We start from the raw sequence: 21,816 nt of genomic DNA, 5'->3' as shown, positions 1-21,816 counted from the left end.
GATAACCCGGCGGGCTTTTTTTATGCGCAGTTGTGGGGTGTGGCATTCCCTTGAAATTGATTGCGGTTGGGGCCTATCTTTCGGTAGTTGCCAGCTTCAAAGCCAAACCAAGAAAAACAGTGCCGGCCAGTTTATTCATTACTGTTTGAGTCCGGGGGGAACGATTCAGCCATTGGCCGAGGGTTCCTGCAAGTAGGGCAATTGTCCCGAAGACCAAAAAAGTGGCAACAATGAAAAGACTTCCAAGCAGGACCAGCTGAATCCATATTGGTCCGCGGGCCGGGTCCGCAAACTGTGGCAGAAAGGCGAGGAAAAAGATCGATACTTTCGGGTTTGTGATGTTCATGATAATGCCACGCCGATAAAGCTTCCAACGGCTTAGGTCGCCATTACCGTTTGTTGCAAGGTCATTCGCCGATGCACGAAACGACATCCATGCGAGATAAACCAGATACACGGCTCCAATATACTTCAGTAACGAAAAGGCCGTTGCAGAAGTCTGAAAAATAACCGCGACACCAAAAGCAACAGCTAAGGTATGGCCAACCAGTCCAGTGCAGAGACCGAACATGACAGCGATCCCTGCTCCTCGGCCACGCAGGGCTGATTGTGTGAGGACAAAAATATTATCCGGTCCCGGCGCCAGCCCGAGAAGCAGAGAGGCAGTAAAAAAAGTAATAAAGGTTTCCAGTGATATCATCATATTGTCTTTCCAGGTAATTTGAAATCAGGATGCCTGACACAATAAGCAGCAGTGAAAACAAAAGCAAGTTGCGATCGCCTTGGTATGCCTCTCTTCTTTAGAGAGGTGAAAAATATCTGTTCAATAATTCAAAGAGATTGGTTAGGATGTGGAAAGTTGAGAATTGTTTCATGTTGCTTGATGGAATGGGTTTCATTTGGATCTGCTTTTCGAAAATAAACCAGGCTTTTGCCTCTGTCGGGAAAAAGCTCTGCGGATGAACAGGGAAGGGTGTTCTGCTGCGGAGATCTGCTTTGAGCTCCAAATCAGTCCCAAAACACTCTCATCCTGGATTAAGGTTGGCGGGATTTCGGCTGGAGACCCCGATCTGGATCAAGTTTCATTGATAGACGGACTGACGGACAGGGAGCGTCGGGCTTAAGAGGATATAGAGAAACTGGCACAAAAAAAGGATACGTCATTTCCGACGTATCCTTTTGATTTTATTGGTGGAGCTAAGCGGGATCGAACCGCTGACCTCTTGAATGCCATTCAAGCGCTCTCCCAGCTGAGCTATAGCCCCGTTCAGGTGGGCGTTTTATAGCAAACCGACTTTGGAGTGTCAACAGGAAAGTTGTAGAACCTACGAGTTTCCCTTTTTCCTAATGATTTAAAGAGAAATGCCGATAAGACAGATATCCTTGGATCGATCGGAGGTTGCCATGAAAACGGTTTTGATCGGTAAAAAAACATCTCATGGGTATCATTCATTTATTAAATCCTTGCTGCAAACTCTCTGTGTCGATGTGTTTCCCATCTTGCTTTTGTTGGCGATTCTGGCTGGTGGCATGACGTTTGTTGCGGCGAAATTGAGCGAGCCACGCAGTGTTGAAATCGTTCAACTGGGCGCAAAACACTCCTGAAAATTAGAAGCATTTCCCATCTGTTCGAAAATATGGTCAATAATTAAAGACCGTGCTAAACTTCTGCGCTGAATTATCACTGATATTTATAACTGCCGAAGAGGGTTTTTATGAGTGGGCAACACGAATTGTTGCGTTCCCTTCCTGCTGTTGACCGGGTTTTGCGTGCTGATGTTCTGCAGGACCTTGTTTCCCGATTACCGCAAGAGATTCTGACTTCTTCAGCTCAACAGGCTGTCGCCGATTTGCGCAAACGCATCCTGGCGGGTGCCGAGGTTTCAGCCGAGCAGTTGGATCCGGTATCGGTTGCAAATGCCGCAGTGGCTTTTTGCCAGCCCTATTTGCAGCCGTCTTTACGTAAAGTGATTAACGCTACCGGCACGCTGTTGCACACGAACCTTGGCCGGGCTCCTCTGTCTAAAGAAGCGCTTGATACGATTCAGACTATTTCCGAGGGCTACTCAACACTGGAAATCGATATGGATACCGGTCAGCGTGGGCACCGCTACAGTCATGTTCGTCGCCTGCTCACTCATCTGACCGGGGCTGAAGATGCTTTGGTTGTGAACAACAATGCCGGGGCTGTACTGTTGGCGTTAACCGCTCTTGGCAAGGGGAGTGAAGCGATTGTTTCGCGTGGCGAACTGGTGGAGATCGGCGGGGCTTTTCGTATCCCTGAGGTGATGGAAGCAGGCGGCTTGAAATTACGTGAAGTTGGTTCTTCCAACCGTACGCATTTGCGTGATTACGAAGGCGCGATCAGCGAAGAAACCAAAATTCTGCTGAAAGTCCATACCAGCAATTACCGCATTATAGGTTTTACCAGTGATGTTCCGGCGGCCGAATTGAAGCCTTTGGCCGAGAAAAAAAATCTGATTCTGATGGAAGACCTCGGTAGTGGCATGCTGATTGATCTGACCAAATTCGGTTTGCCATACGAGCCGACTGTTGCAGAGACAGTCAAAGCTGGTGTCGATGTCATTACTTTCAGCGGCGACAAGTTGCTTGGAGGTCCGCAGGCCGGGATTGTTGTCGGTCGGAAAGATTTGTTGCAGAAAATCGGCAAGCATCCGCTGGCCCGCGCTCTACGCATCGACAAGTTAACCCTAGCAGCGCTCGAGAGTACTTTGCGTCTTTATTTGCAGCCTGAGCAGGTGGTCGAAAGGCTGCCGATTATGCGTATGTTCAATGCAACACCGGAAGAGCAGCAGACGCGGTGCCAGCGTTTGCTCGATCGTTTGCAGGCAGAAGGGTTGCCGATCAGTTTACAGCTGGTGGAAGATTTTGCCCAAGTAGGCGGAGGGTCCATGCCGCAGATTCAACTTCCCGGCTGGGGGGTTGAAATCAAACCGGATACTGCCTCGGTTGATGCATTGGGCAGACGGTTGCGGAACTTTATTCCAGCAGTTGTTCCACGCGTGCAGAATGATTCACTGCTGATCAATATGCGTGCTGTGGCGGAAGAGGAAGAGCTTTTGCTGGCACAACTGCTGATTGCCGCTATCCGCGGGGAGGCCTGAATTGGCGGAACTTGGAAATTTTATTGTCGGTACCGCCGGCCATGTTGACCATGGTAAAACTGCCCTGATCGGTGCCTTGACAGGAACCGAGACCGACCGCCTGGCGGAGGAGAAAAAGCGCGGTATTTCTATTGAGCTTGGTTTCGCTCGCCTCGATCTGGGAAACGGCCAGATCGCCGGTGTGGTCGATGTTCCTGGTCACGAGAAATTCATCCCGCAGATGCTCAGTGGTATTGCTGGGATCGATCTGGTCCTACTGGTGGTCGATGCCAACGAAGGCGTTATGCCGCAGACCCGTGAGCACCTGCAGATTATGGAGTTGCTGCAGGTCAAGCGTGGCATTCTTGTGCTGTCGAAATGCGATCTTGTCGAGCCGGACTGGCTTGATATTGTCGAAGAGGAAATCCGTGAGCAAGTTGCCGGGACCTTTCTTGACAAGGCTCCCTGCTGCCGGGTTTCGTCGATTACTGGTGAAGGTCTCGATAGTTTGCTGGAGACGATCCGTGAGCAGCTGCAGCGCGTGCCTGGGCGGGAAACCACCGGTGCTGTACGCTTACCCGTCGATCGTTGCTTCTCTATCAGTGGTTTCGGGACGGTTGTCACCGGGACATTGAATAGCGGTAAAATTGTTGTTGGTGACAGCCTTGAACTCCTCCCGGCAGGAGTTCAGGCCCGCATCCGGGAAATCCAGGTGCATGGTAAGCCTGCACAGGAAGCGTTAGCCGGTCAACGGGTTGCGCTTAATCTTTCCGGTGTTTCACGCGAGCAGGTACCGCATGGCTCTGTCATCGGTTCTCCTGGTCTGTTTCGTGCCAGTCAGCGGATTGATGTCCGCATGCAGTTGTTGAAAGAGGCACCCCGCCCGGTGAAGTTCCGCGATCCGCTGCATTTCCATCTTGGTACCGCGCGCACTGTCGCCCGGGCCATTCTGCTTGATCGAGATGAGCTGGCACCGGGAGAGGAAGCATTCGTCCAACTTACTTTTGACCAACCGTTACTGTCACATCGTGGTGACCGTTTTATTATCCGCTCCTATTCGCCGATGCTGACCATCGGCGGCGGTATGGTTGTCGATGTCGAACCGCAGAAACATAAGCGCTTCCGGGATGATGTCATTAAGCGCTTGGAAGATCTTTCTTCCGGGAACCTTGGCTTCTGGCTGCAGAAACTTGATCAACTCGAAATTTCCCGCCTGAAAGACATGGAAAAACATACGGGTACGGGGCGCGAAGAACTGCGTAGTGGCTTGGAAAAGTTGGCTGAAATGGGACAGGTGGAAGCTCTTGCTGACCAGTGGGTCGTCAGTGAGCGGGTGCGAAGCTGGATGCAGCAATTGCCTCAACAGGTCGCAACTTACCAGGCTGACAATCATTTGAGCCACGGGATTCCACGCGCTACCTTGCAGGCTAAAATCGCATCGAAACTGGCGCCGAAGGGTTTTGAAATTCTTTTGCAACGCTCGGTCGAAACTGGCGAAATTGCTGTTTCGGGAGACTTGGTGATGACGCCCGGATGGCAACCGCAGCCAACCGATAAAGATATACAGACGCTCGACAAGATTGAACAGCATTATCGTCAGCGTGGCTTTCAGGTGAAAAATCAGAACGAGGTGATCAGCCAGATCGGTTTGGATGGGATTGATACTGAGCTTTATTTTTCTTACCTGGTTCTGGAAAAGAAACTGGTGCGCTTGAACCCGGAGAGTTACTTGCACGCTGAGCATTATGCGCAGGCATTGCAGGTTCTTAAAGGCATGTTCAAACAGCAGGATTCCTTCACCCTTGCCCAGTTCCGTGACCGGCTGGACAGTAACCGCAAGTTGATCCAGGCGTTGCTGGAGTATTTCGACGGTTGCAAGTATACCCGCCGAACCGGTGAGGAACGGGTTGCCTGGAATTTGCCGGAATAAGACATTCAACGTGATACGGCCAACAGCGATCATTCCTTGACCGTTTTGGCCTTTTGAAAGGAGCCCGGATGTCGGAGCAAAAACCACGGCTGACGTCTTTGTCGCGCAGCTCAGGTTGAGCGGCCAAGATAGGTCCTGAGACCCTGGCCCAGGTACTGGGGCAGTTGCCGAAACATAATCATCCCGACCTGCTCTCGCAGGAGATCCCCTTTGCCGATGCGGCCATATATCGCCTGAACGAAAACCAAGCGATGGTGCAGTCGGTCGATTTCTTCACCCCGGTGGTGGATGACCCCTATAAGTACGGCCAGATTGCGGCCTCCAACTCTCTGTCGGATGTTTTTGCCGTCGGTGCCAAGCCACTGACCGCGATGAACGTCATCGGCTTTCCCCTCTGCCAGCTTGGCCCTGATGTGTTGCTGCAGATTCTGCAGGGTGGGGCTGAGCGTGTGCAGCAGGCGGGCGCATTAATTGTTGGTGGCCATTCTGTGGAGGACGACGAGCCGAAGTACGGCTTGAGCGTCACCGGTATGGTCGATCCGAACAAGATGTTTTCTCCCTGTAACTGTCGTGTTGGCGACCGGCTGGTCCTGACCAAGCCGCTTGGTACGGGGATTATTGCCACTGCATTGAAGGGTGAAGTGCTGACCGAGGACGAAGTGCAGGAAGCGGTTGAGGGAATGATCATGCTCAACAATACTGCTGCACAGGTGATGACAGAGCTGGGAGTTACCGCTTGTACAGATATCACCGGTTTTGGTTTGGTCGGGCACGGACTGGAATTGGCAGAAGCCAGCAATGTCGGCCTGCAGATTTATCCTTCGCAGTTGCCGGCGTATCCGCAGGCGCGGGAGATGGCCGAGATCGGCTTGCTGCCGGAGGGGGCATACCGCAATCGCGATTATTATTTCGAGCGAGTCGATGGTGCCCGAGAATGCAACCAGTTCGCGCTCGATCTTTTGAGCGATCCTCAGACATCGGGTGGCTTGCTGATTGCCGTTTCCAAAGATAAGCTTGGGTTGTTGCTTCAGCGTTTGCAAGCCGAACAGGTACCCGCTTTCACCATCGGGGAAGTTGTTGCCGAACACTGTGGACGGATTCTTTTGGCCGACTGATATGGCTGTTTTGTTGTTTAGGTTTAGTCTGAAAAATCAAGAGGATTGCTGTGTTTTTAAACCCCGCCTCTAGCCCAGGTAGCGGGGCAGATTCTTCAGTGTCTGCAGAGCCGATGTGGCGTCAGTAAGTGTATTTGGCAAAAGGTGATTTGGCCGATGCTGCCAAGGCGTCGGCCAGCGTGTTGATACCATTTGCTTTGAGCAGCGGTATCATCTTCAGCAGAACTTCTGCAGTCACGATGGCATCCCCGAGCGCTGTGTGACGGCCGACGATGGTAACGTTGAGGCGTTCGGCCAACCCTTCCAGTGAATGACTGTCCTGATTTGGGTGGATGATTGACGACAGCAGCAGAGTGTCGATGACCGGATTCTCGAATTTGATTCCGGTACTTTCTTCTTTGAGCTGCAGAAAGCGCATGTCAAAGGCCGCATTATGAGCGACCAGCACCGAGTTCTCGGCAAACTTGTGGAAATGTGGCAAGACCTTGTCGATAGTCGGTTGTCCCGGTAACAATTCCGGCTGGATCCCATGAATTTCGACCGATGTCTGCGGCACAGGCCGTAGCGGGTCGACCAGTTGATCGATCGCTTCATGGTAAAGCATGCGGCCGTTGACGATGCGGATAGCGCCTATCTGGATGATCTCATCCCCTTCCGAAGGGTGCAGACCGGTTGTTTCGGTATCAAAAACCACGTAGGTCAATTTCTCCAGTGCCAACTCTCCAAGATGCTGCAGGTCTTCCTGCTGGAAAAGGTTAAACTCGTAGGAAACCGGGCGGTGCTCCAGCTCGACCGGCATCGCCAGGTGGGTTTCCTCCTGCCATTGCGGGAACTCGAACAGGACGCCGTTGCAAGCACCAGACGCGTGTGACAAGGGTTGAATCCTGCCTGACATCTGCTTGATAAGATCACTGAATGTCAGCAGGCTGCCCTGTGAATCAGAACTGAAAGGGGTCTGTTTCCAGTCTATCAATAATTGTGGATCGAGATAGGTTTCCGGCCAGGCGATAACCAGCTCGGCTTTTTGTTCCTCGTTGAGTGTCAGGGTTATCAGCAATTCCTGAATTTCACTGTTCAGCAACAGTGTGCTGACCAGTTGTGATATCGCCTGGACGATCGAGTAACTGTCGAGTTGCAGCCAGATCGAGTCAGCTGCCTGCGTGGTGACACCGAGGAAAAAACGATCATAAATATTTTTGCTGATGACCTCCAGCAGGCTTTCACCGAGAACATTTTCAGTCCGCTGCAGAGAATGCATGTGGCTGACATAATTTGCCCTGGCCAGCGTGATCTGTTCCTGCAGCCGCCTTGAGGCCTCGTCGATATTCTGCCTGTAGCTGTGCAGCTGATCTGCTGTCAGGTTCGGTTGGTTGAGAATCGTAGTGATGGAAGCCCGGATCTCCTGCAGGGCACTATGCTGATCGTCGGTCAGTGACTGGATCAGCATGTCGCGACGCGCGTCAGACTCGATTTGCGCGGTCATATCTTCCAGCGTCAGGACAAATCCGGAGATATGTTTCGCCCCTTCCTGTTCAACAAAGAAGGGAGCCATGTTGACCCTGAGGCAAAGTCCACTGCGCAAGGTTGTCATGAAATTGTTGACAAGGCCTTTGCGGCCGGACTGATGGCAACGTTGCAGCATCTGCAGGGCGTGGATAATCGGGCCGCGGTCGAGAATACTGAAAATCGAACGACTGAGGCCGAGGATTCCGCTGACCTCTTCCTGGTTTTGTTGTTGATCTGTTTCCAGTACTTGTTGCGCCTGCTGGTTATAGAGCAGAATCTGGCCGTCTGTGTTGCAGACGATGACTCCGTGTGGCAGTTCCGACATCAAAGCTGCTAACCGGGTACGCTCTTCTTCCAGTTTTCGATTTGCATCGGCGATCTGTTCATCGACGTCCCGCTGCAGTTTGGCGAAGGCCTCGCCTGACTGGTTGATGATATCGGTCAGGTAATGAATCTCTTTTGCCGCCTGCTTGATTTCGATTCTATGATCTGGATTGACGGCTGAAATCAGCTGTGTGCTCTCGCCCAGTTTCAGAATCGGAATAACGTAATTGTGGAACAGGAAGCTGACCAGTAGGCTGAGGATGGCACAGAGAATCAGTCCACCGACAAAAGGGAAGGGGAGCAGTTTTTCGGAAATTTTTGCGATTGATGCCTGCTCTTCCGGGCTCAGGCTGTACCAGGCGCCGGAGAAACTGAGGAAGATAACGCTAAAGACGACAAAAATTATTGCGCTCAGGAATATCCAGTATTTAACCGCAGGCTTCATGTCGATTCCAAAAAATATTGCGTCACAAAAAAAGTCGAATGGAGACGAAAACCTCAAGATAATAACGCAGTTTTACTTTTGATTGATACCCTTTTGGTAAAAATTCTCTCTGCAAGCATATGTTAGCTGGATCTGTAGAAAGTGTGCCACAGAAGTGGGAGTAGACAAGTATAAAATGAATTCGGGCCGCCCGAATTTCGGACGGCCCGCTATGTTTTTTAGGCGGTAAGTCTTTGCAGCGCTTCGAGGTATTTCTCCCCGGTTTTGCGCACGATTTCTTCCGGCAGTTTTGGGGGCGGAGCGACTTTGCCCCAGTCAAGTGTTTCCAGGTAGTCGCGCAAGAACTGTTTGTCGAAACTCGGCTGCGCGCTGCCGGGGTTGTATTGATCTTTAGGCCAGAAGCGGGAAGAGTCAGGAGTAAGGGCTTCGTCGATCCAGATCAGTTGGTCGCCCATCATGCCGAACTCGAACTTGGTGTCAGCAATGATGATCCCTTTGGTGTCGGCCAATGCCCGTGCCCGCTCGTAAATCGCGATGCTGATGTCGCTGACTTTCTGGGTCAGCTCAAGTCCACAGATTTCTGCCGCTTGCTCGAAGGAGATGTTCTCGTCGTGCTCCCCCAGTTCAGCTTTGGTCGACGGAGTGAACAGAGTCCGGGGCAGCTTGTCGCTCTGTTTGAGCCCTTCAGGCAGTTTGATGCCGCACACCGAGCCCTGCTGCTGGTACTCTTTCCAGCCGCTGCCAGAAATGTAACCGCGAACGATGCACTCGATCGCCAGAGGGTTGGCCTTTTTAGTCAGCATGCTGCGGCCTTCGAGTTGATCACGGTACTGGTGGCAGACTTTCGGAAAGTCGCTCACTTCTGTAGAGATCAAATGATGCGGAACCAGATCGCTCATCTGGTCGAACCAGAATTTGGAGATCTCGGTCAGGACATACCCTTTCTGCGGGATGCCTTCGTCCATGATAACATCAAACGCCGAAATTCGGTCGGAAGCTACGAGTAGCAAATGCTCGCCGAGGTCATAAATATCACGGACTTTTCCGCGATTGACGAGCTTCAACTCGGGACAGTTCGTTTGCGTGATGATCGGTGTCATTTATTGGTTGCTCCCTTTATTAAAAGAGTTGGCAAGCTCCGGGATCAGCACTTCGATTTCAGCCGATTCCAGCAGCTCTTTCACTTTGTCGGCGACAGCATTTTCTTTTTTGGCTGCCAGAAGCTGATCTCTGAGTTGAGCCAATCCGGCAGTCTCAAGGCTAGCAAAATCTGCTGGTTTTGACTCTTTAAGGCTGGCGACCAGAAACTTGTTGTCGATTTCATAAACCTTGCTTGCAATTGGCGTGTCTGCAGTCAGCGAGAATGCCTCCTCCGCCAATTCATCGGCTTTACCGATTTTCGGAATAAAACTGCCGAAACTGCGTGGGAATTCACCCGATTCTTCGACGCTGATGTTCTCTTCTGCAGCAGCTTTACGCAGGCTCTTCATTTCCTGTGCTTTCGCCAGCAGGCGGTCAGCGAGTTCTTTGGCGAAGGTTTGTGCTTGCTCCACGCGGTATGCCGCTTCAACCTGAGCCTTGACTTCGCTCAGTTCTGGCAACCGGCTTGGTTGCTGCTCTTTCAGGCCGATCAGGAAGATACCCTGGGTGGTTTGAACCGGACGAGCGAGTTCTCCTGATTTCAGATCGAAAGCGGCCTGGACGATGGCAGGGACTTTGCCGATGCCGTCGATAGCGCCATTACGGTCAAACAGCCCGGTTTCTTTGATGCCGAGGTCGTTGGCTTTCGCTGCGGCATCCAGATCGCCGGATTTACGATTTATATTGTAGGCGTCCATCGCTTTTTCGTAAGCAAGCTGCCGCGCTTTTTCGATTTTCAGGCCGGCTTTGACGTCGTCGATGACATCAACCAGCGGTTTGACGCCAGCTTCACTCGCCTCTTCAACCTTGATGATGTGGTAACCGAAAGGGGTTTCGACAATATCGCTCAATTCGCCCGGCTTCAGGGCGAAGGCTGCTGCCTCAAAAGCTTTAACCATGATGCCGCGACCGAAGGTACCAAGATCACCGCCGTTTTCCGCAGTCCCTTTATCATCCGAGTGGGCTTTTGCCAGCTCCGCGAAGTCTGCTCCTTCCTGCAGCTGTTTCAGCAGGTCGGCAGCCAGTTCTTTGCGCTTGCCTCTGATTTCGTCGGTGGCGTCTTCGCTGACGCGTAGCAGAATGTGCGCGGCTTTGACCTCTTCCTTTGTCTCGTACAGGTCGAGGTGACGGCGGTAAAAACGGTCCAGTTCGTCGTCGCTGAAGTTGGCGACTTCAGCTTCGTAACGGGCCGGGTCGAACTGCAGGTAACGCAGGGAAACCTTCTCTTCGATGCGGAACAGTTCCTTGTTGGCAGCGAAGAACTCGGCCAGGCCGTCATCGGTCACCTTCACCTTGCTTTCGACCAGTGCCGGGGTCAGCCAGCAATAGTTCAGGTTGATTTTGTCGTTTTCTTTGTGAAAGGCTTCTTTGAGTTCCTCTTCGGAAACGGTGACGCCTGCCTGTAGCCGGGTGCGGACCTTTTCGGTCAGCAGCTGCCGCTCTTGTGCAGCTTCAAACTGCTCCGGGGTCATGCGCTGATAGTTGAGAACCTGCAGGTAGCGGTTGCGGTTGAATACGCCATTTTCCTTAAACGCATCGTACTGGGCGATGGCGGCAACCAGTTCTTCTTTGCTGACATCAAGCCCAAGCTTGTTTGCTTCTTCTATCAGCAGGACTTCCTGCACCAACTGCTGCATCGCCTGCAGCGGCAGGTTCAGTTGCTTTTCAACCTCTGCGTTGAAGTTCCCCTGGTAAATGCTTTGGTACAGGTTGTACAGATTGCTGTAGCTACTCTGAAAAGCAGTGTAACTGATGTCGTTGCCGTTAACGCGGGCGGCAACATCACTTGGTGCGCCACTACCGCCATCGGTGGGTGCGGTCAGCATAGTGTAGCCGATGACGAAACTGAGAATAATCAAGCCGAAAGCGATTTTGATCAGGATCGATTTCTGCTTGTTTCTGACAAAGTCGAGCATTGCAGGGAACTCCTTGATTTTCTTGATGTGAATGGTTGTAAAACAGCCCAGCATGTTAGTCGGTAATCTGCGTGAAAGCAATCATTTTTTCCCCGATAAGCCCTTGCTTAATGATGATCTGTTTGCTAGAGTTAGCCAGTTTTTCGCAAGCTTGTTGAAACCACAGAATTACGCCGTTTGCGGCTTATTTACAGGATGGAAAATGGTGAATATTTTTAACGCGATCTGGGGGATGTTTTCCAACGATCTGGCTATCGATCTGGGGACCGCGAATACTCTCGTCTACATGAAGGGGAAGGGGATCGTTGTCAGTGAGCCTTCCGTGGTCGCTGTCAAAACAGGAGCCGCCGGGCAACGCAAAGTTCTGGCGGTTGGTAAAGACGCCAAAGAGATGCTCGGCCGCACCCCTGGAAGTATTGTTGCTATCCGTCCGATGAAAGATGGCGTTATCGCAGATTTCGATTACACCGAAGAAATGCTACGCTATTTTATTCGCAAGGTGCATAACCGGAAAAACCTGGTACGTCCACGCATCGTTATCTGTGTTCCTTCCGGTATCACCCAGGTTGAAAAGCGCGCCGTGCGCGAGTCGGCCGAGTCGGCCGGTGCCCGCGAGGTCTACCTGATCGAGGAACCGATGGCGGCAGCAATCGGTGCTGGTTTGCCGATTACCGAAGCCTCAGGCAACATGATTGTTGATATTGGTGGCGGCACCACCGAGGTTGCGGTTATCTCACTGGCTGGCATCGTTTACTCGCAGAGCGTGCGCATCGGCGGCGATAAGCTCGATGAAGCGATTGTTCAGTACATGAAGCGCAAATACAATCTGCTGATCGGTGAGCGCACCGCCGAAACTGTTAAAATTGGCATCGGTAATGTCATGAGTGCCGGGGAAGAGGTCAAGACCATGGAAGTCAAAGGTCGCGATCTGGTCAGCGGCATTCCGAAAACGCTGGAAATCAACTCCGATGAGATTCGCGAGGCGATGTCTGAGCCGGTCAACACTATTGTTGAAGCTGTACGTATTGCGCTGGAGCGTACACCGCCGGAATTGGCTGCCGACATCGTTGACAAGGGGATAGTGCTGGCTGGTGGCGGTGCTTACCTGAAGAATCTCGATATCCTGCTGCGTGAAGAAACCGGTTTGCCGGTTGTTGCTGCAGAAGACCCGCTTTCCTGCGTTGTGCTTGGCTCCGGTGCGGTACTCGATCAACTCGACCTGCTTCGCCAGGTCGCGGTTTCTTCCTGATCGTTTTGTCGATAAAAAGATTTGAAGGTACACTTAAAAGGGGATGGGCGTTAGGGCCCACCCCCTTTCTTCTTGTATTCGTTGCCTCAATGGCAGCCTAGAGGTAGGCATGCGAGATCTGCTGAAACGCTATCGCAATCTATTTCTGGCAGTAGCTTTGCTGCTGTCGATTCTGCTGCTCTATTCCTACAATCTGCGCCAGCGTACGGCGACGACCTTTTTTGAGCGTGCTGTTCTAACCTTTGCCGCCCCCTTCCAGGCTGCTATCGATGGTGCTGCTGATGTTGTCAACGACTGGTGGCAGCACTATTTCTGGCTGGTTCAAACAGAACAGCGCAACAGCATGCTGGAACAGGAAAACCGGCAGCTTCGCGCTGAATTGCAGCAGGTCGAAGAGTTCCGACTGCAGAATGAGCGATTACGGCAACTGCTTGCTTTTGTCGATGATCTCGATCGCCCGGCGCTGCCTGCACAGGTCATCGGCGAGGACGTCAGCAGCTGGGCACGAACCATCACGATCGACAAGGGGACCCGGGCGGGATTGCGAGCCGGGTTTCCGGTTGTAGCCGCAGAGGGTGTGGTAGGCCGGGTTATCAAGGTTGCACCGAACAGTTCCCGGGTGTTGCTTGTGACCGATGCTTCGTCCGCTATCGCGGCATTGGTTCAACGTACCCGAACGCGTGGTGTCGCGCGAGGGCAGGGCGCAAAGCTGACTCTGGATTATGCTTTGCGCGAAGCTGATATTCAGATCGATGACCTGCTGGTGACTTCCGGCATGGGTGGTGTTTTCCCCAAAGGTCTTCCTTTGGCGCGGGTCGTTTCTGCAGAAAAAGACGAATTCGGGCTGTTCCAGCGGGTTGAGCTTGTGCCGACCGTCGATTTTTCGCACCTCGAAGAGGTCATGGTGGTGCTGGGAGAAGATCGATGAGAGGTTTCCTCCTCTACCTCTTCCTCGGCATGCTGGCTGTTCTGCTTCGAACCAGCGTTTTCCCACTGTTCTTCTCTCCGGGATTCTGTCCGGACCTGTTGCTCGGATTGATCATTTATCTCGGCCTGAGTGAAAATATGTTGCGCGCAGTTTTGCTGGCCCTGCTGCTTGGTGGGATGCAGGATAGCTTCAGCGGCAGCAGTCTTGGTCTTTCTGTTTTCGTTTGTCTGTCGATTTTGTTGCTGGTGCGGCTTCTTTCAGAACATTTGAACGTTGAAAGTCCTCCCTTGCTGATTCTGCTGATTCTCGGTGGAACTTTTGTGCAACAATTTTTGCTCGCTACCTGCCTGGTTCTGTTTGCCGATGCCGGGGCGGTGCTGCAGATCATGCTGCCAACGTTGGCAGAGCAGCTGCTCACCAATCTGGTTGCCTATACTTTGCTGCTCATATTGATTCTGCGCCTTCAACACCTGTTTGGTTACCGCGCCGGTTTGGCCGGTTTGATCTACCAGAGTAAACGCCATGGGACTTGATGCCAAATGGGCCGAGCTTCCCTCGGTGCAACGTCGCTTTCTGCTTTTTACTGCCGCTGTGGCTATCATCTTTCTTCTGCTTTGCCTGCGTTTATGGTATCTGCAGATCATCAACTACGAAGAATTCCAGGATCGCTCCACGCGTAATCGGACGCGGATGCTCTCTCTCGAAGCTCCACGCGGACCGGTTTTTGATCGAAACGGGCACCTGCTGGTCGGCAATCGTCCTTCGTTTCAGATTTCAGTCATGCGGCAGGATGTTGAAAATAAAGATGCTCTGCTGCTGCGCTTGTCGAAGCTGCTTGAAATCGACCTCGAAGTGCTGGAGAAGCGCTGGCAAGATGGACGTCGATACCCGATTTACCGCCCTGTGCCGTTGGCTCACGATGTCAGTCGTGAACTTATGGAACGAGTGCAGGAGCATAGCGTTGAGTTGCCGGGGGTCCTGACCGAAGTACGACCGGTACGCGATTACCTGGAAAAGGGATCTGCTGCCCATCTGGTCGGGTATCTGGGAGAAATTACTGACAGTGAGCTGCGCAGCGAAGAATTTGAGGGCTATCAGGCAGGTGATTTCGTCGGTAAGATCGCCTTGGAGCGTTCCTACGAAACCTATCTAAAAGGGATCAAGGGAAAACGGCTGGTCGAAGTAGATGTCAAGGGCAAGCTGTTGCGTCAACTGCAGGCAGAGCGAGCTCTCCCTGGAAATAAAGTTTACCTGACACTCGATCGTGAATTGCAGCGAGCTGCCGACGAGGCTTTCGGTGACCAGTCAGGCGCAGCCGTGGCGATCGATGTTAAAAGTGGTGACATTCTGGCGATGGTGAGTCGGCCAACCTTCGATCCGGCGTTGTTTGCCCGTGGTATTGCCAGTGATGAGTGGACCGCACTGCTCAATGATAAGCGTCATCCGCTGCAGAACAAGGTGGTGGCCGGGCAATATCCTCCGGGCTCGACGTTCAAAATGGTGGTAGCGCTCGCCGCGATGCGAGAAGGGATCGCCGGCAGCCAGCGCACTATCAACTGCGACGGCGATTTCGAGTTAGGCGGTATGCGTTTTCGTTGCTGGAAAAAGGCTGGCCACGGTCCGACCGATCTGAAAAAAGCCCTGCGTGAAAGTTGCGATGTCTGGTTTTATCAGGTCGGGCTTGAGCTCGGTATTGATAAGCTGTCGGCGGCCGCGAAAGAGTTCGGCCTCGGGGCACCAGTGGGTTACCCGCTACCGGGGGAGAAGCGTGGCATTATGCCGTCGCGCGAATGGAAACGCGCTCGTTATAATCTGCCCTGGTATGCCGGCGAAACGGTCAACGCTTCGATTGGCCAGGGATTTGTTCTCAGCACACCGCTACAGCTTGCTGTGATGACAGCGGCACTTGCCAACGGTGGCAAAGTTCTCAAGCCGCAGCTTATCGATCGGATCGAGGACTGGCAGGGGAACCTGCTGATGGAAACAGGCATCGATATCGTGCGGCAAATCTCCTACTCGGCATCAGCCTGGAGAGAGATCAGACGAGGCATGGTGGCGGTGGTGAACGAGTTGCGTGGCACCGGTCAGGTCGCGAAACTGGAGCAGGTGGTGGTGGCCGGGAAAACCGGGACATCTCAGGTGGTGCGGCGCAAGTCGGACGAGGAAGAAGAAGAGGATGATAATGGCGATGTGCCTTATCGTTTTCGGCCGCATGCGTTGTTTGTCTCCTACGCCCCCGCGGAGGACCCGCAGATTGCCGTCGCCGTGGTCGTTGAACATGGGCAGCACGGCGGCAGTGCCGCAGGTCCGATTGCCAAGACGATCATGGAAAGATATTTTGCCGACCCACAGACAGAAACCGAGGAGGAATGATGTTTGATCGACGTCTGGTGGTCAACTTCGATTGGATTCTTCTACTGGCAGTCTGTGTGCTGGCGGGTATTGGCATCCTCAATCTCTACAGTGCGACCGCCAACTGGCATCAGAGCACCGCACCGATTTATATGAAGCAATTGATCTGGCTTGGTGGTGGCCTGTTACTGGTTTCCTTGATCTGCTGTTTCGATTACCGCCATCTGGAGCATTTCGCATTCTTGGGCTATATCGTTACTCTCGGCATGCTGGTGTTCGTGCTGGTGATGGGGAAAACCTCAATGGGGGCGACGCGCTGGATCAATCTTGGTTTTTTTAACCTGCAGCCGAGCGAAGTTATTAAAATCATAATGATTATTCTTCTGGCGCGGATTTTCGGGCGAACCGCCCAGCCGGAAGGATTTACGCTGTCCGAATTGTGGCAACCGGCGCTCTTGCTGCTGCTGCCGGTCGGGATGATTTTGAAACAGCCCGATTTGGGGACCGCCCTGATGCTGGTTTTTATTTCGGTCTCAATGCTGATCTTTGCCGGATTGCGGCGCTCGACCTTCTGGTCGCTCTTTCTGCTCGGATTGGTGACAGCGGTTGTCGGCTGGTTCGGACTGCACGATTACCAACGCGCTAGGATTCAGACATTCCTTAATCCGGAAGCTGATCCCCTTGGCAGCGGATATCACATCATCCAGTCGAAAATCGCGGTTGGCAGCGGCGGTTTTTTCGGTAAAGGATTTCTGCAGGGAACCCAGTCGCAACTTTCTTTTCTTCCCGAGCGCCACACCGATTTTGCTTTTTCCGTTTTTGCCGAAGAGTGGGGTTTCTTCGGCTGCAGCCTGTTGCTCTTCGGCTACATGTTCCTGATTCTCTGGGGCCTCTACATCGCCCGGCGGGCCGCTGATCGTTTCGGAATGTTTCTCGCCATCGGCGTTACGGCGATGATCTTCTGGCACATTGTCGTCAACCTCGGCATGGTCATCGGCCTGTTGCCGGTCGTAGGCGTGCCGTTGCCACTATTTTCCTACGGTGGCACCAGTATGGTGACGACGATGATTGGTGTTGGCCTGCTGATGAACGTTAGTATGCGTCGTTTTATGTTCTAGTTGTCGTTCTGATTTTTTGTTTGCTGCTCTGGTATCGCCGGTGAATCAGTGGCAGGGCCGACATCAACAGCATCAGGGCAAAACCTGTCAGGAAGGTTGGGGAAATCTCTCCGCGGATCAGTTCGAGCAGTGAACTGGAAAAGGTGATAAAGGCGATGGTGCCCGGCAGCATGAAAATGAAGCTGGCAACCAGGTAGTGACTGAACTTCACCTTGGTCAAGCCGAAAGCGTAGTTCAGTAAATTGAACGGGAAAAGGGGGATCAGTCGGGTGAAAGCGACCATCTTCCAGCCGTGCAGTTCAACTTTCTCATCCAGTTGTCGCCAGCGCGGGCTGTTCAGCTTGCTTTCGATCCAGTCCCGTGCCAGGTAGCGTGAAACCAGAAATGCCAACCCGGCGCCAACCGTGGCCGAGGTGATGGTGTAAATAACGCCCCAGATCGGGCCGAACAGGATCGCCCCAGCGATACCGATCGGCAGCCCTGGTAGAAGCAGCACCGGGGCAAGACAGAAAATAGCCATGTAGACCAGCGGGGCGATCAGCCCGTATCCGGCAATCAACTCACGTAATCTTTCCTGTTCCAGGTACTCCATCGCTCCGGTCGTTCGAACCGCCACAATCGCTGCAACAACCAGAGCCAACAGGGCAACCTTGCCCCAAGCGCCAGAGTTCGATGCATTGTCGGCCGTGAAAGTCCGTTCTCGTGTGACCGCAGCGTGATGCTGTTTCTGTATCTGCCGCTTGACCTTAATCCGGTTCCAGTAGGTCATTGGCGCTTTGGACACTTTACTTTTGTCGTTGAGCGCTGCCGCCGGTTCGAGAACCATATCGAGGATGTGGCTGGTCGGCCGATGGTCGGACAGTTTGTGTGAGCAGGCAGCGCAATAAGTCAGGGTCCGGTCGGTGCTTTCACTGGCCCGTTTTTCGGTCCAACTTTTTGCGAGCTCCGGAGCCATTGCCCCAACAGCGCCGCCTTCCCCGCAGCACAGGGTGGTTTGCCGATGATGCTTACTTTCTTCGATCGTCAGCCCCTGCTTTCTTGCGAGGTCGCGAACAGCGTCCTGCATACCGACTGAAAAACGGGCTACACAGGGGTCGTGGATGTTGATTTTTGTGGACTCTGCCATCTCCACTGCCGGAAGATTCATCTCTGCCAGTTGCTCGTAGACTGTGAGTGTGCGGAAGTCCGGGGCGTATTCTGTGAAAACCTGATAGCAGTTGGGGCAGGCGACCAGTACGGTTTTGATGCCCTGCTGCTGGAGGTAGGCTTTCATCTCGCCGAACATGGCATAGAAGTAATCTTCCCGTCCCAAGTCGTGAGATGGCTTGGTGCAACAATCGAGGACGATACCGATCGTCGGAAGTCTCTGTTGCAGCAGTTCGAAAGTTTTCAGTGTCTGCTGCGGTCGGCTTCCGGTCAGAGCGCAGCCGGGGAAGAAGATGGTGTCGCAATCCGCCGGCAGGCTGTACCAGCTGTAACTTTTCGAGGTGCCCCGGCGTTCGTAATTCAGCAACCCTTTGTGCTCCGGGTAATCGGCAGCTCCACGATCGACAGTTTCCCGACGCATCTCCAGGAACATTGTTTCCGGGTTGAGTTGGTGTGGGCAGACCGCAGCGCAAAGACCGCAGAGGCTGCACTCAAACGCGAGACCGAGGTGAAAGCTGCTATCTGCCGAGTAGTTGTCCGCCATTTTCTTCGGGTCACCATATTTTTCCAAAAAAGCGCATTCACGCACGCAAAGACCGCATTGAGTGCAATCACTGGAGATCGAATTGAGCTGCTTTTGTAATGGAGCGCGCAGGCGTGTAGATGGTATGGCGTCGGCAGACATTAAATTCCTTTTTGGCAAGTTTTTTCAGCGTATTCTGCTGATGGCCGGGGGAAATAGCAAATTGATAATATTGATGTTGGCGAACAGCTTTATCGGTTTTCTGGATGGGGATTTTCTTTAGACATTCGCTGTAGCCAGAAGTCGTTATCATCCACGGGGTCGAAGAAGCGGATATAGCCGTATTTGACTATCTTTCGCTGGCTGATGAGTTCGCTGTCCTGCTCCCGGAAGAGGCGATCGACCAAAAGAAAAGTGCCGAGAAGAGGACCATGTCTTTTGACCGCTTGCAGGCCGTACCCCGAGCAGGTGGGATACATGGGGCAGCGGGGCCCGTCGACGCTGGAGATGTGTTTTTGAAAAAGTTTGATTGCTACTTCGAGTGGATTCGCTTGAGGGGTCGATGTTGATCGTTTTTGCTTTGGCGCTTCCCATGGTCCCCAGTTTTCGGCACAGGCGGGGGCTGCTATCAGTAACATCAGGATGATAATAAATGTTTTTGTCATCAGTGCCCCGATTTTTTCAGCTGATCCAGATACGCCATCCGTTCGCTGATGGTTTTCTCGTAGCCGCGATCGGTCGGCTGGTAGAATGTGCGGCCGGCGAGCTGGTCCGGTAGATGCTGCTGGTCGGCAACGCCCCCCTCGTGGTTGTGGGCATACTTGTACCCTTTGCCGTAATCGAGTTCTTTCATCAACTTGGTTGGAGCATTGCGGATATGTTTCGGCACCGGCAGCGCGCCCGATTGACGGACTTCGGCCTGGGCCTGGTTGATTCCCTGGTAGCTGGCGTTGCTTTTGGGGGCCGTGGCCAGGTAGGTGACTCCCTGGGCGAGGTTGATGCGTGCTTCCGGCAGGCCGATGAAGTGGACCGCCTGCTGAACCGCCAGAGCCATCTGCAGGGCCCGTGGGTCGGCGTTGCCGATATCTTCCGAGGCAAAAATCACCATGCGGCGGACAATGAACAGTGGATCTTCACCCGCTTCGAGCATCCGCGCCAGCCAATAGAGGGCAGCATCGGGATCGCTGCCACGCATACTTTTGATGAAAGCGGAGATGACATTGTAGTGCTCCTCTGCGCCTTTATCGTACAGCAGGGCTTTTCTCTGTACCGCTTCCTGCACCGTCTGCAGGCTGATGCGATCTTTGGTCGCTGCGGCTGCTACTTCGAGGCTGCCGAGGGCAATGCGGGCATCGCCGTCCGCCTGTTGTACTAAAAATTCCAACGCATCTTCATCGATCCGTAAGTCGCGGTCGCCGAGGCCGCGTTCTTCACTTAGTGCCCGGTGGATAAGGGTTGCCAGATCTTCTGCTGCCAGCGACTCCAGGACAAAAACGCGAGAACGCGAAAGCAGCGCTGAATTGACTTCGAAACTGGGATTTTCGGTGGTGGCGCCGATCAGGGTGACTTCGCCTTTTTCCACTGATGGCAGAAAGGCGTCCTGCTGAGCTTTGTTGAAGCGGTGAATTTCATCGACAAACAGCAGGGTTTTGCGGCCGTGATAAGCGCGTTCTTGTTTTGCTTCAGCAACGATTTCACGCACGTCTTTGATGCTGCCGAGAACAGCGGAGAAAAAAACGAAACGGCTCTGGGTGCTGCCGGCGATGACCTGTCCGAGAGTGGTTTTCCCGGTACCTGGCGGCCCCCAGAAAATGACCGATGAAAGCTGATCATTTTCTATCAGGCGTCTTAGCAACTTGCCTTCACCGAGCAGGTGCTGCTGACCGACGACCTCGTTGAGGTTTTGTGGCCGCATCCGTTCAGCCAGTGGTGTGTTGCTGTTGTTTTGAGCAGATTGTTCAAAAAGATCCATAAACCTTCCTTTGCAAGCGGCTAAATGTAGCATGCTCGGGAGCGTTATAACAACTCCCCAGGTCGCTAAATCCGATAGACTTGAACGTCCGCATATGGTATCTGTCTGGGATTTGAAGAGGACGTCTTGAAAAAGCGGCAAAAGCCGTTACCATGGACTTTTCATGCTTTTTTTGAGGATGCTGACGTGTTGAAAAAAGTAGGGGTTTACGCGAAAAAAAATCATCCAGATGCGGAACAGCTGGCTTTGATGATTTGTGAGCGGTTGAAGAAAGAAAATATCGAGGTTCTGCTGGAAGACGGTCTGGCTGAACAGATTGGTCAGGTGAATGGTTTTTCCGGAGAAGACATTCCCGGTCAGGTCGACCTGATCATTGTTCTTGGCGGTGACGGGACCCTGATTTCAGTCGCCCGCCAGATCGGTGAATTGACGGTGCCGATTCTCGGCGTCAACCTGGGGCGGCTCGGTTTTCTCACCGAGGTGACTCGTGATGAACTTCCCGGCATGCTCGAATTGATCGCCCGCGACGAGTTCCAGATTTCCGATCGAATGATGCTCGATGCCATCATACATCGTGGCGACCAGGAGGTTGGTCGCTACACCGTGCTCAACGATGTCGTTATCAACAAGGGAGCGCTGGCGCGGATTATCGATATGGAGACCTGCGTCGATGGTCGTCACCTGAGTACTTATAAAGCGGATGGCCTGATCATTTCGACACCGACCGGTTCGACCGGCTACAACCTGGCCGCAGGCGGGCCGATTATCTATCCGGAAATCAACAGTCTTGTTATCTCGCCGATCTGCCCGCATATGCTGACAAACCGGCCGATCGTGGTCTGGAGTCGTTCGAAGATCGAGATTAAAGTGAAATTCGAGGACGATGTCGTCTTTTTCACTGCTGACGGTCAAGTCGGCCGCAAACTTCTGCCGGGGGATGTCGTCGAGGTTCGGCGCTCTGAAGCGCGCACCCGACTGGTCAGTAGCCCGAGTAAGGATTATTTCGAAATTTTGCGGACCAAGCTGAGTTGGGGCGAGCGTTAACCGG

17 protein-coding genes and 1 tRNA gene are annotated in these 21,816 nt (G+C 53.0%); 10 read left to right on the top strand and 8 right to left on the bottom strand.

Annotated features, from left to right (window positions below; translation table 11 throughout):
• Positions 1 to 73: 73 nt before the first annotated feature.
• A complete protein-coding gene (locus BUB13_RS01875) occupies positions 74 to 700 on the bottom strand; it encodes a LysE family translocator (RefSeq protein ID WP_072905352.1) in 627 nt (208 codons plus the stop codon).
• A gap of 489 nt (positions 701 to 1,189) precedes the next feature.
• Positions 1,190 to 1,265 (bottom strand) — tRNA-Ala (locus tag BUB13_RS01870).
• A gap of 139 nt (positions 1,266 to 1,404) precedes the next feature.
• Between BUB13_RS01870 and BUB13_RS01865 the strand changes: the two genes are divergently transcribed.
• The 4 genes from BUB13_RS01865 (at position 1,405) to selD (ending at position 6,149) form a co-directional block, all read left to right on the top strand.
• A complete protein-coding gene (locus BUB13_RS01865; protein ID WP_072905045.1) occupies positions 1,405 to 1,605 on the top strand; it encodes a hypothetical protein in 201 nt (66 codons plus the stop codon).
• 110 nt (positions 1,606 to 1,715) lie between these two features.
• Positions 1,716 to 3,125: an L-seryl-tRNA(Sec) selenium transferase gene (gene selA / locus BUB13_RS01860; protein WP_072905044.1), complete on the top strand. Its 1,410-nt coding sequence runs from the start codon at positions 1,716 to 1,718 to the stop codon at positions 3,123 to 3,125.
• 1 nt (position 3,126) lies between these two features.
• Entirely contained in the window at positions 3,127 to 5,034 is a 1,908-nt protein-coding gene (selB, locus tag BUB13_RS01855) for a selenocysteine-specific translation elongation factor (RefSeq protein WP_072905043.1), read from the top strand.
• 68 nt (positions 5,035 to 5,102) lie between these two features.
• Entirely contained in the window at positions 5,103 to 6,149 is a 1,047-nt protein-coding gene (selD, locus tag BUB13_RS01850; protein WP_084091666.1) for a selenide, water dikinase SelD, read from the top strand.
• A gap of 121 nt (positions 6,150 to 6,270) precedes the next feature.
• Here the strand turns inward: selD and BUB13_RS01845 are convergent, their stop codons facing one another.
• The 3 genes from BUB13_RS01845 to BUB13_RS01835 all read right to left on the bottom strand — a co-directional run bounded on the left by BUB13_RS01845 (position 6,271) and on the right by BUB13_RS01835 (position 11,480).
• The gene (locus BUB13_RS01845; protein ID WP_084091664.1) at positions 6,271 to 8,424 is read right to left on the bottom strand and encodes an exonuclease domain-containing protein; all 2,154 of its coding nucleotides are present in this window, start codon (positions 8,422 to 8,424) and stop codon (positions 6,271 to 6,273) included.
• A gap of 218 nt (positions 8,425 to 8,642) precedes the next feature.
• On the bottom strand, positions 8,643 to 9,524 hold the full coding sequence (locus tag BUB13_RS01840) for a phosphoribosylaminoimidazolesuccinocarboxamide synthase (RefSeq protein WP_072905041.1): 882 nt from the start codon (positions 9,522 to 9,524) through the stop codon (positions 8,643 to 8,645).
• Positions 9,525 to 11,480, bottom strand: a complete 1,956-nt coding sequence (locus BUB13_RS01835) for a SurA N-terminal domain-containing protein (RefSeq protein WP_161947605.1) — start codon at positions 11,478 to 11,480, stop codon at positions 9,525 to 9,527. It abuts the gene before it with no gap.
• Positions 11,481 to 11,682: 202 nt separating this feature from the next.
• On the opposite strand from BUB13_RS01835, the gene BUB13_RS01830 reads away from it, so the two are divergent.
• From BUB13_RS01830 to rodA, 5 genes are all read left to right on the top strand, one after another.
• Entirely contained in the window at positions 11,683 to 12,729 is a 1,047-nt protein-coding gene (locus tag BUB13_RS01830; RefSeq protein ID WP_072905338.1) for a rod shape-determining protein, read from the top strand.
• A gap of 109 nt (positions 12,730 to 12,838) precedes the next feature.
• Complete coding sequence (gene mreC / locus BUB13_RS01825; protein ID WP_072905039.1) at positions 12,839 to 13,657, top strand: rod shape-determining protein MreC; 819 nt, start codon at positions 12,839 to 12,841, stop codon at positions 13,655 to 13,657.
• Positions 13,654 to 14,190, top strand: a complete 537-nt coding sequence (gene mreD / locus BUB13_RS01820; protein ID WP_072905038.1) for a rod shape-determining protein MreD — start codon at positions 13,654 to 13,656, stop codon at positions 14,188 to 14,190. Before mreC ends, mreD begins: the two co-directional genes overlap by 4 nt.
• The gene (gene mrdA, locus BUB13_RS01815; protein ID WP_072905037.1) at positions 14,180 to 16,030 is read left to right on the top strand and encodes a penicillin-binding protein 2; all 1,851 of its coding nucleotides are present in this window, start codon (positions 14,180 to 14,182) and stop codon (positions 16,028 to 16,030) included. The genes mreD and mrdA overlap by 11 nt, the downstream gene beginning before the upstream one ends.
• Positions 16,030 to 17,127 carry a rod shape-determining protein RodA gene (rodA, locus tag BUB13_RS01810; protein ID WP_072905036.1) on the top strand — a complete coding sequence of 366 codons (1,098 nt, stop codon included), beginning with the start codon at positions 16,030 to 16,032 and terminating at the stop codon, positions 17,125 to 17,127. Before mrdA ends, rodA begins: the two co-directional genes overlap by 1 nt.
• Here rodA and BUB13_RS01805 read toward each other — a convergent pair.
• The 3 genes from BUB13_RS01805 to BUB13_RS01795 form a co-directional block, all read right to left on the bottom strand.
• Positions 17,117 to 18,958, bottom strand: a complete 1,842-nt coding sequence (locus BUB13_RS01805; protein ID WP_139249280.1) for a VTT domain-containing protein — start codon at positions 18,956 to 18,958, stop codon at positions 17,117 to 17,119. The two genes, rodA and BUB13_RS01805, sit on opposite strands and share 11 nt — an antisense overlap.
• An 89-nt stretch (positions 18,959 to 19,047) precedes the next feature.
• Entirely contained in the window at positions 19,048 to 19,461 is a 414-nt protein-coding gene (gene yidD / locus BUB13_RS01800) for a membrane protein insertion efficiency factor YidD (protein WP_072905034.1), read from the bottom strand.
• Positions 19,461 to 20,768 carry a replication-associated recombination protein A gene (locus BUB13_RS01795; RefSeq protein ID WP_072905033.1) on the bottom strand — a complete coding sequence of 436 codons (1,308 nt, stop codon included), beginning with the start codon at positions 20,766 to 20,768 and terminating at the stop codon, positions 19,461 to 19,463. The genes yidD and BUB13_RS01795 overlap by 1 nt, the downstream gene beginning before the upstream one ends.
• Positions 20,769 to 20,957: 189 nt before the next feature.
• Between BUB13_RS01795 and BUB13_RS01790 the strand changes: the two genes are divergently transcribed.
• Positions 20,958 to 21,812, top strand: a complete 855-nt coding sequence (locus BUB13_RS01790; RefSeq protein ID WP_072905336.1) for an NAD(+)/NADH kinase — start codon at positions 20,958 to 20,960, stop codon at positions 21,810 to 21,812.
• Positions 21,813 to 21,816: the final 4 nt, after the last annotated feature.

The sequence above is a fragment of the Malonomonas rubra DSM 5091 genome, from assembly GCF_900142125.1.
GTDB lineage: Bacteria > Desulfobacterota > Desulfuromonadia > Desulfuromonadales > Geopsychrobacteraceae > Malonomonas > Malonomonas rubra.
This window is presented reverse-complemented; position numbering and strand designations above follow the sequence as displayed.

Coding starts and splice junctions, on each gene's coding strand:
- BUB13_RS01875 (WP_072905352.1), bottom strand. CDS start 700: ATGATATCACTGGAAACCTTTATTACTTTTTTTACTGCCTCTCTGCTT.
- BUB13_RS01865 (WP_072905045.1), top strand. CDS start 1,405: ATGAAAACGGTTTTGATCGGTAAAAAAACATCTCATGGGTATCATTCA.
- selA (WP_072905044.1), top strand. CDS start 1,716: ATGAGTGGGCAACACGAATTGTTGCGTTCCCTTCCTGCTGTTGACCGG.
- BUB13_RS01845 (WP_084091664.1), bottom strand. CDS start 8,424: ATGAAGCCTGCGGTTAAATACTGGATATTCCTGAGCGCAATAATTTTT.
- BUB13_RS01840 (WP_072905041.1), bottom strand. CDS start 9,524: ATGACACCGATCATCACGCAAACGAACTGTCCCGAGTTGAAGCTCGTC.
- BUB13_RS01835 (WP_161947605.1), bottom strand. CDS start 11,480: ATGCTCGACTTTGTCAGAAACAAGCAGAAATCGATCCTGATCAAAATC.
- BUB13_RS01830 (WP_072905338.1), top strand. CDS start 11,683: ATGGTGAATATTTTTAACGCGATCTGGGGGATGTTTTCCAACGATCTG.
- mreC (WP_072905039.1), top strand. CDS start 12,839: ATGCGAGATCTGCTGAAACGCTATCGCAATCTATTTCTGGCAGTAGCT.
- mreD (WP_072905038.1), top strand. CDS start 13,654: ATGAGAGGTTTCCTCCTCTACCTCTTCCTCGGCATGCTGGCTGTTCTG.
- mrdA (WP_072905037.1), top strand. CDS start 14,180: ATGGGACTTGATGCCAAATGGGCCGAGCTTCCCTCGGTGCAACGTCGC.
- rodA (WP_072905036.1), top strand. CDS start 16,030: ATGTTTGATCGACGTCTGGTGGTCAACTTCGATTGGATTCTTCTACTG.
- BUB13_RS01805 (WP_139249280.1), bottom strand. CDS start 18,958: ATGTCTGCCGACGCCATACCATCTACACGCCTGCGCGCTCCATTACAA.
- yidD (WP_072905034.1), bottom strand. CDS start 19,461: ATGACAAAAACATTTATTATCATCCTGATGTTACTGATAGCAGCCCCC.
- BUB13_RS01795 (WP_072905033.1), bottom strand. CDS start 20,768: ATGGATCTTTTTGAACAATCTGCTCAAAACAACAGCAACACACCACTG.